At 64.6% G+C, this 14,813-nt stretch carries 8 protein-coding genes and 2 pseudogenes; 1 reads left to right on the forward strand and 9 read right to left on the reverse strand.

The window, feature by feature from the left end:
- Positions 1-77: 77 nt before the first annotated feature.
- A complete protein-coding gene (locus AC5Y36_RS06050; RefSeq protein WP_500039966.1) occupies positions 78-3,338 on the forward strand; it encodes a MinD/ParA family ATP-binding protein in 3,261 nt (1,086 codons plus the stop codon).
- Between the two features lie 60 nt (positions 3,339-3,398).
- Here the strand turns inward: AC5Y36_RS06050 and AC5Y36_RS06055 are convergent, their stop codons facing one another.
- From AC5Y36_RS06055 to AC5Y36_RS06095, 9 genes and pseudogenes are all read right to left on the reverse strand, one after another.
- Positions 3,399-4,055: a GAD-like domain-containing protein gene (locus AC5Y36_RS06055; protein WP_500039967.1), complete on the reverse strand. Its 657-nt coding sequence runs from the start codon at positions 4,053-4,055 to the stop codon at positions 3,399-3,401.
- A 149-nt stretch (positions 4,056-4,204) separates the two neighbouring features.
- Entirely contained in the window at positions 4,205-4,876 is a 672-nt protein-coding gene (locus AC5Y36_RS06060) for a hypothetical protein (protein WP_500039968.1), read from the reverse strand.
- On the reverse strand, positions 4,873-6,363 hold the full coding sequence (locus AC5Y36_RS06065) for a hypothetical protein (protein WP_500039969.1): 1,491 nt from the start codon (positions 6,361-6,363) through the stop codon (positions 4,873-4,875). The genes AC5Y36_RS06060 and AC5Y36_RS06065 overlap by 4 nt, the downstream gene beginning before the upstream one ends.
- Before the next feature lie 30 nt (positions 6,364-6,393).
- Positions 6,394-7,482 (reverse strand): Imm61 family immunity protein, encoded by a 1,089-nt coding sequence (locus AC5Y36_RS06070; RefSeq protein ID WP_500039970.1) that lies wholly within the window; start codon positions 7,480-7,482, stop codon positions 6,394-6,396.
- A gap of 1 nt (position 7,483) precedes the next feature.
- Entirely contained in the window at positions 7,484-11,632 is a 4,149-nt protein-coding gene (locus AC5Y36_RS06075; RefSeq protein ID WP_500040081.1) for a polymorphic toxin type 15 domain-containing protein, read from the reverse strand.
- Between the two features lie 116 nt (positions 11,633-11,748).
- A complete protein-coding gene (locus tag AC5Y36_RS06080; protein ID WP_500039971.1) occupies positions 11,749-12,294 on the reverse strand; it encodes an SUKH-4 family immunity protein in 546 nt (181 codons plus the stop codon).
- A 124-nt stretch (positions 12,295-12,418) separates the two neighbouring features.
- Positions 12,419-13,126: pseudogene (locus AC5Y36_RS06085) on the reverse strand (toxin glutamine deamidase domain-containing protein); the annotation flags it as partial.
- 23 nt (positions 13,127-13,149) lie between these two features.
- On the reverse strand, positions 13,150-13,674 hold the full coding sequence (locus tag AC5Y36_RS06090) for an SUKH-4 family immunity protein (RefSeq protein ID WP_500039972.1): 525 nt from the start codon (positions 13,672-13,674) through the stop codon (positions 13,150-13,152).
- Between the two features lie 121 nt (positions 13,675-13,795).
- Positions 13,796-14,614: pseudogene (locus tag AC5Y36_RS06095) on the reverse strand (toxin glutamine deamidase domain-containing protein); the annotation flags it as partial.
- Positions 14,615-14,813: the final 199 nt, after the last annotated feature.

Consider the following 14,813-nt stretch of genomic DNA (forward strand, 5'->3'; position numbering starts at 1 on the left):
TCGAATTGGGTATCGCTGCCTACCGATACGTAACATTGACGAGGGATAAGAGGCCTCACCTAACGAAAGGGGGGACGTTGCCGGAGCAAAAGCCTGCTGGGGATGAGCGTGGTTCGCTGGCGCGTCCGCCCTGGCTGCCCGAAGAAAAGCAGCGCCGCCGGGTTCGGTTGGGCCGCAGCCGGCACAAAGACCAGGTCGAGGCCGATAATAATTCGGCGCAGGCGCCCAACGGGGAGTCGGCCAGCAAACGCCGCAAGGAACGCTCGTCGGATGCCGCCGGCAATGTGCCGCAGCCTGCGCCCGCTACCGACAGCGTCGACCCCGAACCCAAACGGGTCCGGGTGGCCTTTGACCGCGGAGTCCGCCTCCCGCGTCCACCCGCGGAGTTAGACCAGGTCGAGCCCGTCCTTGAGCCCGACCACCCCGCCGATGCCGTCGGTTGGGACGACGTCGACGAGGCGCCACCCAGCCCCGAGGTTGAGGAGCCGGTCGTCGCCGCGGCCGATGTCGATCCCGAACCCGACGAGGCACCGGTGTTAGAGGAGCAGGTCGAGGCCGAGCCGTCGGCCGAGCCGCCGCCATGGGAGCCCACCCCGCCGGCGGAGCTCGCCGCCTGGCTGGAGCCCGACACGCCCGAGCCGCCGGTGCAAGAACCCGCCGCAGAAGTTGCGTCGGAGGAGGAACCCCAGGATTCCGACCCCGCACCGTGGAACATCGAGCCCTGGCCCGAGCTCGGCTCACCGAGCGCGGACGCGTCAGCCGACGTTTCCGTCGAGGCAGCGCCGGACGACGTGGCTGCCTCCCCTGAGGTGACCACCGAGCCGGAATCCTGGTCGTGGCTGCAGGCTGAACCATCGTCGCCCCAGGCGCTCGATGAGTTCAGCGCGCCCGCCGCGGAGCCGGTCGCGCCCCCCGCGACCGATGCGCTGGACGGCATGGCGGATGCGGACCTGCCGAGCTTCGAGGCGTCGCCCGATGAACCCGAGCAGGAGCCCGAGGTGGCTGCCCCCACAGCGGAGTCGTTCGAGGATGCCGCACCCGCGAGCGGGGAGCACTCCGAGACGTCGCCCGAGCCCGAGGCGCCCGCCTTCGACGCGGCCGAATCCGAGCCGGCTTGGTCCTGGCCGCCGGCTGAATCAGCGCCGTCCGAGATTCTCGAGGCATCCACCCCGTTGCCTTCCGAAGCGGTAGCGCCCGCCGAACCCGAGGTCCCCGACAGCCCCGCCGAACCCGAGATCGCGGCCTTCGAGGTGCCCGCATCGGACGACTTCGCCGAACCGGAGTGGTCCGCGCCGGCCGAACCGGAGCCAGAGCGCGTGGTGTCGGAGGCGTTCGACGACGCGACACCTCCCGACCCGTTCGCGGAACCAGAAGCGCGCCTCGTCGAGGCGGTACCCGAACCCGAGCCCGAGTCGTTCGACGCTTCGGATGCCGAGCCGCAAGAGCCGGCGCCGCAGGAGCCCCGGGAACTCGACGAGATCGAGATGCGGGCGGCGGCCCTGTTGGAGGCCATGGAAGCCCGGCGGTCGCAGCAGGCCTCCGCTGAGCCGGGTGACGACTATATGGAAGAGGCCGCACCCGAAGACGAGACGGTCGTTGAGGTCGTTGAGGTCGTTGAGGCCCCGCCCGCGTCGGAGGGCATCGAATTCGACGCCGAACCTGCCGAAGCTGCCATCGAGGAACCCGAACCTGTTCAGCCAGAGCTCAATACCTGGGTCCCGGCCGACGCTGCCGAGGATCAGCCCTCGCGTGACACCCCCGCGCCCGCACCGGTGAGCGAGACCGACGTACCCGTCGTCGACGATCCGACACCCGCTGCCAACGATCCAGAACCGGCATCGCCGCTGGAATCTGCCGAGGATGCGCCGGCCGCCGAGCGTGCGTCGAAACGAACCGCGGCACGCAAGTTCGCGCTGCCGCCGTGGCAGATGCCCACCGCCGCAGTGCCTATCGAGTTCGAACGATTCGGCGCCGACGGCCCGGTATCGGCGCCAGACCATTTCACCGCCCCGCCCGAGGAACCTGAACCGCCGCGCAAGCACCGTCGGGCACCCGAGCCGCCGGCACCCCCACCGGGGCCGCCGCCACCACCGCCGTTCCCGCAGGGGCCACCACCCGGCTACCCGCCGTTGCCCCAGGATCCGGCTGCGCAGCATGGACCACCGCCCGGGCCATTTCCACCGCCACCCTGGTGGCCCCCGCTGCCGCCCGGTGCGCCGGTCCCGCCGGGTGCACCACCGCTTCCACCTCCGGACTGGGTGCCGCCGCCTCAGCCGCCGCCGGCGAATGCCGGCGAGCAAACCCGCCGCGCCCCCGAGGCTCCACTGCCGCCGGGCTGGGTGCCGCCGCCGAATGCGGTGGCGCCGCCGCCGAATTACCGCCCGCCGCAGGCGTTCCGGGTGCCACCGCCGCTGGACGAAGCCGAACTGACCGACCGCAGCCGCCTCGCACCGCAGACCGGCTGGCGCCGCGCCGTGCACAAGGCGACCTCCGGACACGTCAACCCGGGCAAGTCCCGCAAGGAGCGTCGCCGCGAGGATCTGATTGCCCAAATCCAGCAGCCCATCGCGGGCGACTTCCGCATCGCCGTGCTCTCGATCAAGGGTGGGGTCGGAAAGACCACCACCACATTGGGTTTGGGTTCGGCGCTGGCGATGGTCCGCCAGGATCGGGTGATTGCGGTGGATGCCAACCCCGATCGCGGCACGCTGGCCGAGCGGGTGCGCGACGTCTCCACCCGCTCGACGGTGCGGGACCTGCTCGCCGACCCCAACATTCACCGCTACGCCGATGTCCGTAATCACACGCTGATGGCGACCAGCCGACTCGAGGTGCTGGCCAGCGAACAGGACCCCGCGGTGTCCGAGGTGTTCGGCGAGGCCGACTATCGGCGCACGGTCGACATCCTGCGGCACTTCTACAACATCATCCTCACCGACTGCGGTACCGGCATCATGCACTCGGCCATGTCGGCGATCCTGGACATGGCGCACACCATCGTGCTGGTGAGTTCACCGGCCATGGATGCCGCCCGCAGCGCGTCGGCCACCCTGGATTGGCTGATGCAGCACGGGCATTCCGGCCTGGTACGCGAAGCCCACGTGGTGCTGTCCGCCTCGCGGCCGGGGTCGGCGGCGTTGAAGCTGGACAAACTCTACGAACACTTCGAAACCCGCTGCCGCTCGGTGCATTTGATTCCGTTCGATCCGCATCTGGGTGAAGGCGCCGACGTCGACTTCGGGTTGCTCAAGCCGGCCACCATGGACGCCTACCTGGACCTCGCCGGGGCGGTATCGGAGAACTTCGGGCGGCTACGGGCTCCGCGCGAGCAGGGCTGACACCTCCCGATGTGCGTTGATCGCTGCCGTGTAACACCCCAGGGGTTTGGCCAAACGGTGCTACTGCCGCGGTAGTCCAGTGACATCCCCCATGATACGGCGGGGAGTGAGCTCACTCAGCAATTGCATGTGAACCAAGGCATCGAAAACCTCGACATTTCCCGGCAGCAGTGAACCACCGAGTGCGGGCGCGGGAACAAACCCATACATGGTGTCGCTACTGGTTGGGCCGCATGCTGCCAAGACCCTGTCAAAGAGACCCTTTTTGTCGTCTCCGAGCACGTCGGCGCTGTCTTTCGATGAGGCATTGAATTTAGCGTAGACTTGGCGATCCCTACTTTGACTGGAAGCCATACGCGACGATTTATCGGTCGGAAATACCCAGCCGCGATATGGAATGATGGATAAGCTCATCCCGGTTCGCTGCCCCCACAATCCCATCTCGCCGAATGCGGTGCGCGTGACAGCCAACCACGAATCGGTTCCCATCGACAAGTTCAAGTCGCGTGTCCAGATATCGACCACAGGCTGCCATACGGCCGGGTCACATATCCACCACATGCCATTGTTGAATCCACTAAATCCATACTCGCGCCAATACGCAAGGAGGGCATCGGGGACCCGATCCTGGTACTGTTCAAAACGTTCCGGCGGAACGCTTACGTGAAACGTAGGGTCGCCCCAGTTCTGCCGCAGAGTGAGTATTCGGTCGGTCATGCTCTCCCGCAGTCCCCTTCTCGCTGTTTCGTCAAAATTCTACCAGAGACGCGCGCTTTCACATTGGTTGAGTAATTTCCACGAAAGTAGCCACAATGAGGGAAGGTTTTGAACGCGCATTCAATCTTTCGATTTTCGGCCGCCTATGTTTACCCGCGAGCCCGGCGTCGGATTTCCTCTCGGCAAAATTGAGCATGGACGCGTTGGAGGTCTCCGGATGTGACCGTGGTAATGGCTCCGGAGTCACCGACCAGATATACCGGTCCGGCGCCGGTATCCAGGACGGCCTGCGGGTTATCGGGACCGTTGGGCGACGGGGTGTAAATCGTCCAACCGTACGGGAATCGGTCCGTGTGCACACGGCTGAGCACCACGTCATCGCCATGCTCGGCCGCCCACTGCCCCAGCGCGTCAAGCGCATCCCTTGACGTCTGCGGTGCGCCTACCCACGTGGGGCCGTCGGCGGTGTCCCCTTTGGAGCGTGGGAGCCAATGCATCAGATTGCCTTTGGCGTATTCGATACCGCCGACCATGGCGAACCACAACGGCACCGCGACCACCAACACGATCCATGGGTAATGCGCGGTCGGCCCGGATGCCCGCCACGCCAGCACGATCGCCGCCACGTAGATCCCGACGATCACCAGTGGCGGACCGACGACCGCGGCAGCTACGAGAAAACCCTCCAACTTTGCATACTGCTTGCCTTGTGACGAATCGCCCATCATCAACAAGAACGGTGCGATCCCGACGACGGCCAGGACGCCGAGGCCGACCAGGACGAATCCGGCAATCGTCCAGACGGTGTCCCCAGTATTCATCTAGTCAGGCCGGCCAGGTTGAGTTGGTTGTAGGCGGTGTCGAGGTCGGCGTAGCGATACTGGGTGAAGATGGCGGCCAACAGGTCGCGGGTGGCCGCTCGCTCGCCGGCAGCCGACAGCAACCGCGTGCATGCATCCTCGATGCCGGGGCCGACGACGGCGCCCATGGCGGCCACGGTTTCTTGCGGGGTCCAGATCACCGGCAGCGGTTCGTCGAGTTCGTCGAAAGTATCGGTGCTACCACGCCACCAGCGCCCTTCGGTCCACCAGTAGCAGAAGCTCAGAAGCCCGTTCTGGTTACGGGAGTTGAGTACGCTGTCGCTGACCCAGTCCGGGGCACCGGCATACAGGCCCGGTAGGGGCTGCTGCCGTTGGTAGGCCGCGGCCAGCAGCGGGGAGTTCCAGCGCCCACCCGAGAGCACGGCGCGGTTGCCGGGCAATACGTACAGGGTGGAGCCGGAGCGGGCATCGGATTCGTACCAGGCCATTCCGGTGGTGATACGTGGTCCCCACTGCGACCGTGCCCCGGCATACACAGCAGCCAGTACCGCCCAGCGGGTCCAGGTGTCGGGGAGGGGTTCGATGTCGTCGGTGCTGGTCGGGTGGACTCCGGCGGCGCGGTCGGCGGGCATGGCGGCCGCGGCCTGCGCCGAGGTGCGGCCCTGGGCGGTAGGGCCGGCCAGGTAACCGGCGAGCCACACCGGCAGCCCCGGACGCGGGTACGCAGCGATATCGGCCCGGTAGTTGTCGGCGGGCTGTAATTCGTTGTCGGGGAAGGGCTGATCACCATAGTCGTAGTTGGCGCGCAGCTCACCCTGGTGCGTGACGGTCATGATCAGTCGCCACCACGGGCCCGCCGACATTTGCGCGCTGACGCGGCGTTGTTCGCCTACCCGGGCCAGCACCGTGTCGGGCACCGCCATCGGCTGGAGTCCGTCGGTGGTTGTGAACCAGCACGTCGCGGAGCCGGCGCGCACCGTCAGCGCGAACACTGCGTTGAACTCCTGCCAACCGGGTGGGCCGAGCGCAGCCAACTCCCGGGCGACCGGATCCAGCAGCGTCGAGGCCTGCGCACCGACCTGCTCATCACGCGCCGCCACGCCTGGATCAACCGGTGCGGCGTCGTTCACGATGGTGAATCCGGCGGCTGCGGGCGCCCGCCCTGCCGAGGCGGCACCGAACGCATCCGCGAACTGCCCCATGAAGCCGCCGGCACCCGTGGTCGCGGCTTGCTGGGCCAGTACCCGCTCATCCTCCGCGAAGCGCTGACGCGCGATCTGAGGAGGGGTGGACGAGGACACTTGGTCAATGCGCCCGGAATCGCCGATCAAAAACACCGCCCGACCCACCGGCATGTCCAAAAAGGCCATCGGATCACTGGTATCCACCTCGACCGGCGCATACACCGACCAGCCCGCCTCGAACCGATCCGCCACCAGAGCATCGGTCGGATAGTCCAGGCCGGCCGCGCGAACGTGTTGAGTCACCGCACCAATCGCCTCGCGCGCATCCATAACTCAACGACCCTGTACCTGGTGCAGCAACGCCAATCCCTGAGCGGCGATCCGATCGGCGTCGGCCGGGCTCATCTGCCAGTTCTCGGCATCCCGGCCGTAGAAGAAGCGCACATCCCCACGCCCAGACCCACGGTCATAGACGACCGCCGCCGCATTCCAACGACGTTCCAACGGCAGATCCCCCGCGTCGCGGACACGGGCCAGCACCCCCTCGATCCGTCTTTCAGTTCCTTCTGTCACTCCGAACGGGACCGAAAACGGCTGTGCAGCCTGGCGAGCGTCATAGCGGAACCCGGAGCTTTTCGTGAAACCGTCACCGACATAGAAGAAATACACATACCCGTCCCATGACTCGTCGCGACGGATCGGCGGCTTCTGCGCCCCCGCCCGCCGATGCGCAATCACATCCTCATTGATGCCGTTGACATAGTCATCGGCGGCAATCAGTCCCACCAACTCAGCCACATCGGCCTCAGACACCGCCACGGGACGTGGCTCCGTGACCGCTGGCCCTGGTTTTTGGGCCGGAGGCTCCCACAACCCGAACAACGGCTGCCCATCCTGGCTTTGAAACGACGCTTGGAGATCAGACACTGACGAGTTCAGATACGCCGACAGCTGTACCAACGTTCCGGTACCAATCATTGCGTCATTCCAACTGATGGCCACGACCCCTCCCGACGGGTCGACCAGCGCTCGTCGGCTCGAGCCGTCAAAGTCCAAAACGCGGATGCAGAACCCAGGAGACAACTCGTCTTCGAAGGCGGGGATGTCCAGTTCGGCCAGACCACGCCGACTGCGTATCGCTTCGCCGAAATAGCCCAAGAAGTACCGCTCTAACACCACCAGCGAGCGCGCCGCGAACTCGAACTGCTCGCGGCCCATCCGCTCCGAGTCCGTGACGAGCAGCCACCCGTCCTGTCTGCTATCGATGAAATGGATGAGCTCCCCACCGCGATTCGAAAAAAATGCGCGATCTTTGATGAATGATTTCCACTCGTCCTCAGTCACCGACGCCTGCGTGAAATTAAACCCGGCAGCTTCGGCCCAAGTTATCAACTCGTTGGAGAATTCGATAGGAATCGGCATATCAGTTGGTGCCTCCCCTGCTGAGCACTCCGGGACCCATCTTGCTGGCAAGTTGCTTAACCGGCACTACGACACCTTCTTGGTTGATAACCCTGACCTGCAGGCCACCGCCGGGTTGTCCACACCCTGGGGCGATTTCTGATATTTCAATCTTCCACCCGGCGGGGAGGCTCTGCAACGTGAACTCGCTGTACTTTTCGTTCAGTGAGTCGACGTGCATCGCGCGCTGTTCCCAGCTGGCGGGGTGTCCATCTACCATCACTCCAAGGTACTTCCCGGTGTCCTCTCCAATACGATCCAGATACGGCCCATAGTTCTCGATGAACGCTTGGGCATCGGTGTAGAGGATCCGGGATCCCACCACGGCACCGTCGTTGCCGGGAAAGTTCATCCAATGACTGCCACCGGGACCTTCGCTATTGAACCGCGCCTCGTATTCGGCTTGCGTGTAGACATTACCGTCGGCGTCGCGTCCGTATGGAGCGGAACGGTCATCGATCAGCGCCGCAACATCGGGGTTCATTCGCGCGGAGTCAGTCGGGTCGTCGGTGTAGCTCCAATGCTTCGCTAGCGGTTCCCCATAGTGCGGATCGATCTCTTCGGGATGATCTTTGCCCCTGAACCAATCCGCGCCCACATCGTGGGGATGACCGGCACGCACCGGATCCGTCAGCGGCACAAGGGTTCCCTCATGCAGCCGCTGCCCCAGATCGAGGCGATGCACAATCTCACGGGTAGACAGCCGCCGGAAGCTTTGGTGCTCGTTGTTCTCGAAATTCACCCGGTCGTAGTAGATCTGGGCGCCATGCTTGTCGAAAACATCGTATTTGACGATGACGTTGTGCGGATCGGTTCCCGGCGAGTCCAGATCGATCGTGACCTCGACGTGGGCGCCCTTTTTGATCCAGGTCGCCCACTCGTTTTCCATCTTCTTGTAGACGGGGTCGTTGAAATGCTCGGACTGCCGGAACAGGTTGACTTCGCCCTGATCCAGCAGGAACCGGAAACCAACAATGTGTCCACCGTCGAAGCCCAAGCGACTCAGCGCGCGTGTCAGCTTGTTCTCGGTGTAGGGCCGGTCCACGCTTTCGTAGACGTCGCGTAAGACCGCTTTCACTTGCGCTGTCTTGCCTTCGGTCTGGATGAAGGTCGCCTCGCTGCTGCCAACCGTCCGGTGGATCTCGGTCACGGTGTGACCCGGGAAATCCGGATGGCTGCCTTGCGGATACGTGATCGCCTGCTCGGAGCGCGGCACCGTCACCGAGTGACCGTTTGCCTTGTCGGTGATCGTCGCGGGGTGCGCCGGCCCGTCGGAGTCGAGTCGGCGTCTACCGGCGACATCACCAATCTCGTCGGCGGCGCGCAACTGTTCGGGGTGACCATTCAGCGGCTCAGTTGGGTTGCCGTGCCGGTCGAAGTAGCCCACCGCGGTCTTGTCGACGGTGTGTTCGCCCCAGTGCGGCGGCCATCCCGACTGCACAATCCGATCGCCGACCCGTTCGTACAAGTGCACGGTGCCGTTGTCGTTGCGCGCCACATACGCATGCCCGCCCACCTCGCCGTCGCCGGACCACTTCGAGACCAGCACCGCCGTCGTGCCGTCCCCGCCACGCAGCAAATCGTGGTGCACCTGCTGGTAACTGGCGAAGTGCGCCGCAGACTGCCGCGCCTCGAACAGCTCGCGGGCCGGGGTACCGGCGAGGGAAGGATCGGTCGCCAAGCCGGCTTCCTTGCCGGTCAGCGTGGTCAGGATGTCGTTGGCGTCGTGTGCGCACCGGCCGCCTTGGTCACGAGGCGATCCGTCGTGGCCCACGGCGTCGTCGCCTGTCCGGCTCAGATCGTGGTGCCCCGAACTAAAGTCGCCGCCTTCGTGGGCGGTCGATATATCGTGTCCGGGCTGCCAGTGCGGATCCCAGACGCGTCTGGCGACCGAAAGTTCGCTCCCCCCATCACCATCGAGTCGAAGCGGACGGCCCTGCGCAGGTTCGGCGGTACCGGGGTGCCACAGCGGCTGATTGGTGCGCTGCAGTTCGGGGTGTACCTGATCGCCGTGCCCGGCGGCGATCCGGCCGAAGTTGGCCAACGATTCGCTGCGCACCCCCGGGCTGACGTAGTCGTAGTACGACGTGTGGGTGCCGACGCTGCCCAAACGGTCCATGCTCTTCGGGAACTCGGCGCTGATGCGCCGAGCCTCGAAGCCGTGCATTGCCGGATCGACGCCCAGACCGATCCCGAAGAAGTGACCGTTCGGATTGCCGCCGAGATTAGCGAATTGATACTTCGAGTAGGCGTCAAAGGCCCGCGACGCCCAATCTAGCGGCCGCAGCCGGAACGCCGAACCCGGTGTGCGCCCGCCTAGGGCGGTAACCGGGTCGCGTGAGGACGAGGCGACAAACACATTGTCACCGACATTGAAGTCGCTGGCGTGGTGCTGGGGCCCCGCGCCCGGAGATCCCAGCAGCGTGACCGTACGCACCTCATCACCCAACCGGCCGTGCTGGCCAGCGTAGCTGGTTGTGGTCGACCCGTAGGAATGCCCAAATAGGTGATTGTTCGAGAAGTGACTGCCATCACCGGCGATGACGTCACGCGCAGCGTTGAACGCCGCGATGTCGCCGTGCAAGATACTGCCGCCATCGCGAGCCAGCCCGTGGAACGCAACCCGCCAGGATCCCGTGCCGCTGGGGGCGTCGTAACCGATCCAGGCGATCGACGCCGCTTTCAGATCGGGGTTCTCCATCCGGACCGACTCCAGATGGTGCAGCGCGTTGGTCAGATTGCCGCCAAGGCTGTCGATCGTGGTCGTCAGGCCCGGGATATGCCACGACACCGAATCCGCGCGGTACGGGTCGTGACCGACGCTAACCACCATCCGGCCCTCGCCACCGAAGATCTGCGGGTCGAACGCCAGGATATGCACCTCATCGCCAGGCTGGACGCGACCCCTGACATCCTCGAGTGCTGTCTGCAGCTTTTCGTAACGCTGCAGTTCCTTGCGTTCGCTGCGGCTCAGGTGCTCACCGGCGTCCTTACGGGCCTGCAGATCATCGTGTAACTGATTCAGCTGATGCTCGTTGGCCTCGGTGCGCGCCCACGGCGGGATACCCTCGGCGTTGCCGATTTCGCGAGGATACGACTCAATCAGAGCACGTTGTTCCTCACCGCTGAGCTCATGCCACCACGCGGCGTTGTCCTTGGCGCGTTGTTCGCCAAACATCGCGTCAGCGAGATGATGCTGCACCTCATCGGGTGAAACCGGTGGAATCCGTTTCCACAACGCCTCATTGGCGACCGCTAGCGAATGATCGGGATCAACATTCGGCGCAACATGGCGGCCGGCCGCGTCGGGATCACGGCCGCCATCCTGGGCGGGCGCTTCCGCACGGCCTTGTCCCAGCTCGTCGGCTGGGTGTGGGGTCCTTTGAGCAGATCCCTCACCTTCGTCCTGTCTGGCGGGCGGTTCGCGAGTTGACAGCTCATCGGATCCAGCAGGCCGGCCTGGGTCGTTGCCCGCGGGCGCTGCTGGGGAGTCCTTACTGAGATGGGGATCGCCGGAGGAGATAGGCGATTCGTTGAGTCGCCAAGTGACATTCAGTCGCTCGTTGCCGCGACCTGTCGCAATCATGTGTTCGACGTAACCGCGGAGCGCTTCTATGCGGTGTTGCCACTGAGCGCCGATCGAGGAATTGACGTAACGGTCGCCCAAGCTGGGGAGGCCGTCGGATCCAACCCCGATCTGGTCCTGGCCGCCCGCCACAATGTCTGGTTCATGAAGCGCCGCCAATCCCGACATTCGCTCGTCGGCGCGCTGGCGTGCATACTCCTCGGGAGCTAAACCATTGAGCTGTTCGGGATGAGTTTCTTCGAGTTCATACGCCCTATCGAGCTCGTCTTCGTAAAGTTTGTCGCTGAACTCTTTACGTGCGGCTTCCTGCGCGGTGCCGTCTCGTTGGACCGTCTCGATGTTGTGCATCCAGTCGTTGGCCGTCATCTCATTTAGGCCATCGATCTGGCGATCTATCTGCCTTTCGTACTCCTCACGCTTTCCAATGGTGTTTTCCGTTTGGCCTTCGTTGAACGTGATAGCGAGTTCTTCGTCATTTTGGGGCGGCGCCGAATCTGACTCTGGTTCTGTTGCATCATGTTCCAACGGAGACTGTTCAGATTCGGTCCCCGATCGCTCAAGCGGACCTTCAGAATCAGGACCCGGCAGCCGCGCAGCCCTATCCACTTCGCCGGGAAGCGTTGTCGCCGAAGAATCCTCGGCTAGAACTCCGTCGTCGCCTCTTCGGGCCAGATCCCCTGGTTCTGCCGACTGGTCCACTCCGCGTACGACGTCGCGACGCTCGACAGCGTGTCCGTCGGTTGCCTCACCAGCGTGTGTTTGTTGATCGTCAGCGGATGTTCCTGTGCGGGTTCCGGCGGATTCTTCAGCGACAACACCGTCAATTGGTAGGTGATCGTCTCGGGATCCTCCTGCAGTCGGTGCATCGTGATCCTCCACTGGCGTGGGTAAATCTGACGGCCCTTCGGACGTCCGGTGCGTCTCGCTTCCAGGTGTGCGTTCGCCACCATCGGCACCGACCAGCTCGGATACCCCGTCACGGTTCCCGTCGCCGAGTCGATCACCACCTTCCCGAGCCCCACCGATGTGCTGTTCGGCCCCACCGTTGTGCTGCTCGCCACTTCCTCCCGGCTCTGGATCGGTGTGCAGACCCACCCCTTCTCCATCGCGTACACCTCGAAGGTGCGACTCGGGAAGATCTGCTCCAGGTAGCCCAGTGCTTGTTCCCTGGTCTCCAGCTCCGCCATGATGGGCTCCTTGCTGAGGTTGGGTCGCGCCGAAATGATCGGCTTCAATGGGGGTGGACCACAGGCGCGCCGACTCGTTGACCATCCAGGCTGGCGGGTGATCAGACGTCAGGCCCTGCTGGGGATCCCACCACACGGGTCCCGCGGCATCATGCGGATAAACAACAGCCGTTGCGTGCGAGCCCTGGATGACCGGCGTTCCGTCATCGTTGAAGCGAAGCGCTCCGGTTTCAGGGTCTCGTGCATGCCATTCGTTGACCACCAGCGCCGACGAGCCTGGGCCCATCTTCGCAACCTGATCGTGCAGCGCGGCGAACTGATCCGGGATCGACACGGTGGGATCCGCCAGATGCAGCTGGTCGCCCAGCCATTGTGCGGCACGCGGTAACCCGCTCTTTTCCCCGCTGGAGTCGAGGCTTCCGTCGGGTAGGAAGTCCATGTGCCGGGGGGCCGCAACGGTCGGGTGCCCACTGAACGACGCCAACGCCGACAGCGAGCAGTCAAGGCAATTGATATCCCGGCCGGCAACGTCAGTTCCACCATCGTTGATGAGCCGCCCATAAGGATTGGTGCGAGGATCTACGCCCGCGGCAAAGCTGCCGTCAGCTTGTCGGAGCTGGCTTTCAACCAGTGACTGATAGGCCGGGTTTTCAACAGGTGCAAGTTCATTCGGCCCGTAGACACGATGATCGGCAGGATTGTCGAACCCGTCCGGCCCGCCCGGTCCACTGCCGTCAGGTCCCGAGGGGGGCGGGTTGTCGTCGGACGGCTCGTCGCGGGTTGGTCGCTCAGCACCCGCATCGTGGTCGAGTTCTGAGGCTGCCCGGGGCATATCTGGACGTTCGGCGTCCTCAGTTAGAACTCCGTCGTCGCTTCTTCGGGCCAGACCCCCTGATTCTCCCGACTGTCCCACGCCGCTTTGGTCGTCGCCATGCCCGACAGTGTGTCCGTCGGTTCGTAAAGAAACGTCGTCTTTTTGATGGTCAGCGGGTGTTGCTCGGTCGGTTCCGGTGGATTCGTGAGGGACACCGCCGTCATCTGATACTCGATGGTCTCCGGATCCTCCCGTAGACGCCGCATCGTGATCCTCCACCGGTAGGGATAGATCTGACGCCCTGTCTGCCGCCCGGTGTTCTGCGCTTTCGTGTATGTCTGCATCACGCGCGGCACCGGCCAGCTCGGAAACTCCGTCACCACCCCCGTCCGGGAGTTGATCACTAGTTTCGTCGACCCGAGACCCATGCCCGTCGCGTTCTCCTCCTCGGTCATGATCGGCGTACAGATCCAGCCCATCTCGAATGGGACCACGCGAAAGGTCCGGTCCGGGTCGATCCGGGCCAGGTAGGCCTGCGCTTTCTCCGGCGTGTCCAATTCCGCCATCGTGGACTCCTTGCTCCGGTGTTGAGGTACTGAAGTGATCGTGAGGGATGGGTGTGGACCACAGGGACGCCGAGTTTTCGGTCATCCAGGCTGGCGGGTGATCAGATATCGTGCCGCTCTGTGGATCCCACCACACCGGCCCCTCGGCGTCGTGCGGATAAACGATGCAGGCGGCGTGCGAACCCTCGAGCACGGGTTGCCCGTCGGCGTCGTATAACAACGCACCCGTTTCCGGGTCACGGGCATGCCATTCGTTGACGACATACGCTGCCGAACCCGGACCCAACTCCGCGACCTGCTCATGCAGGGCGGTGAACTGCTCGGGGACCGACTGGTTCGGATCCGCTCGGTGGAGACTGTCACCCAGCCACGCCTCGACTCGGGACAGGCCGCCGGCCTCCCCGACGCGGTTGGCCTCAAATCGCGGTGCGGACACAGTGGGGTCGCCAAGAAATGATGCTAATCCGGACAATGCGCAGTCGTTGCAGTTGTTTGCTCGGCCGGGCACCTGGTCGCCGCCGTCGTTGATCAACCTCCCGTAGTGATTGGTGCGCGGGTCTGCTCCGACGGCAAAGCTGCCGTCAGCCTGCCGAAGCTGGCTTTCAAGCAGCGACTGGTAGGCCGGATTCTCAACCGGCTTGAGCTCGTTGGGCCCGTACTGACGCAGATCGGCAGGGTTATCGAAACCACCCGGCCCCTCGGGGCCACCACCATCCGGCCCCGAGGGGGGTGGACTATCGTCTCCAGATGGTTCGTCGCGGGTCGGCCGCGCCGCGGGTTCGCGATCCGAAACTGGCTCGCCCGCAACCTGATCCCGCGCTGCTGACCCGGGTTCTGTGATCCTGGATTTCGGTGTCAACGCGCTCGAGCGAGTGTGCGTTCCGCCAGTCGCCGGGTGCTCAATACCTGATAGCACCGGCGCCGCAGCCATCGGCTGCATCGGCGCGTCGTGCGGTCGTCCTGCCCCGTCGTGATCGCCAGCGGTGTACTCACCGGATTCCTTTCCGGCCGAGTGCTCGCCCGGCTCCGAGGCAGATTTGACCGGAGTCTCGTGGTCAGTCGCCCGATCCTGGACCTGAGACGGGTGCGGAGCCTCGGTTAAGTGTTCGTCCTGACGGGTCGAGTGTTGTTGGCGCAGC

It is taken from the genome of Mycobacterium sp. NGS50 (assembly GCF_059812545.1).

Coding starts and splice junctions, on each gene's coding strand:
- AC5Y36_RS06080 (WP_500039971.1), bottom strand. CDS start 12,294: ATGGCGGAGCTGGAGACCAGGGAACAAGCACTGGGCTACCTGGAGCAG.
- AC5Y36_RS06060 (WP_500039968.1), bottom strand. CDS start 4,876: ATGAATACTGGGGACACCGTCTGGACGATTGCCGGATTCGTCCTGGTC.
- AC5Y36_RS06055 (WP_500039967.1), bottom strand. CDS start 4,055: ATGACCGACCGAATACTCACTCTGCGGCAGAACTGGGGCGACCCTACG.
- AC5Y36_RS06090 (WP_500039972.1), bottom strand. CDS start 13,674: ATGGCGGAATTGGACACGCCGGAGAAAGCGCAGGCCTACCTGGCCCGG.
- AC5Y36_RS06070 (WP_500039970.1), bottom strand. CDS start 7,482: ATGCCGATTCCTATCGAATTCTCCAACGAGTTGATAACTTGGGCCGAA.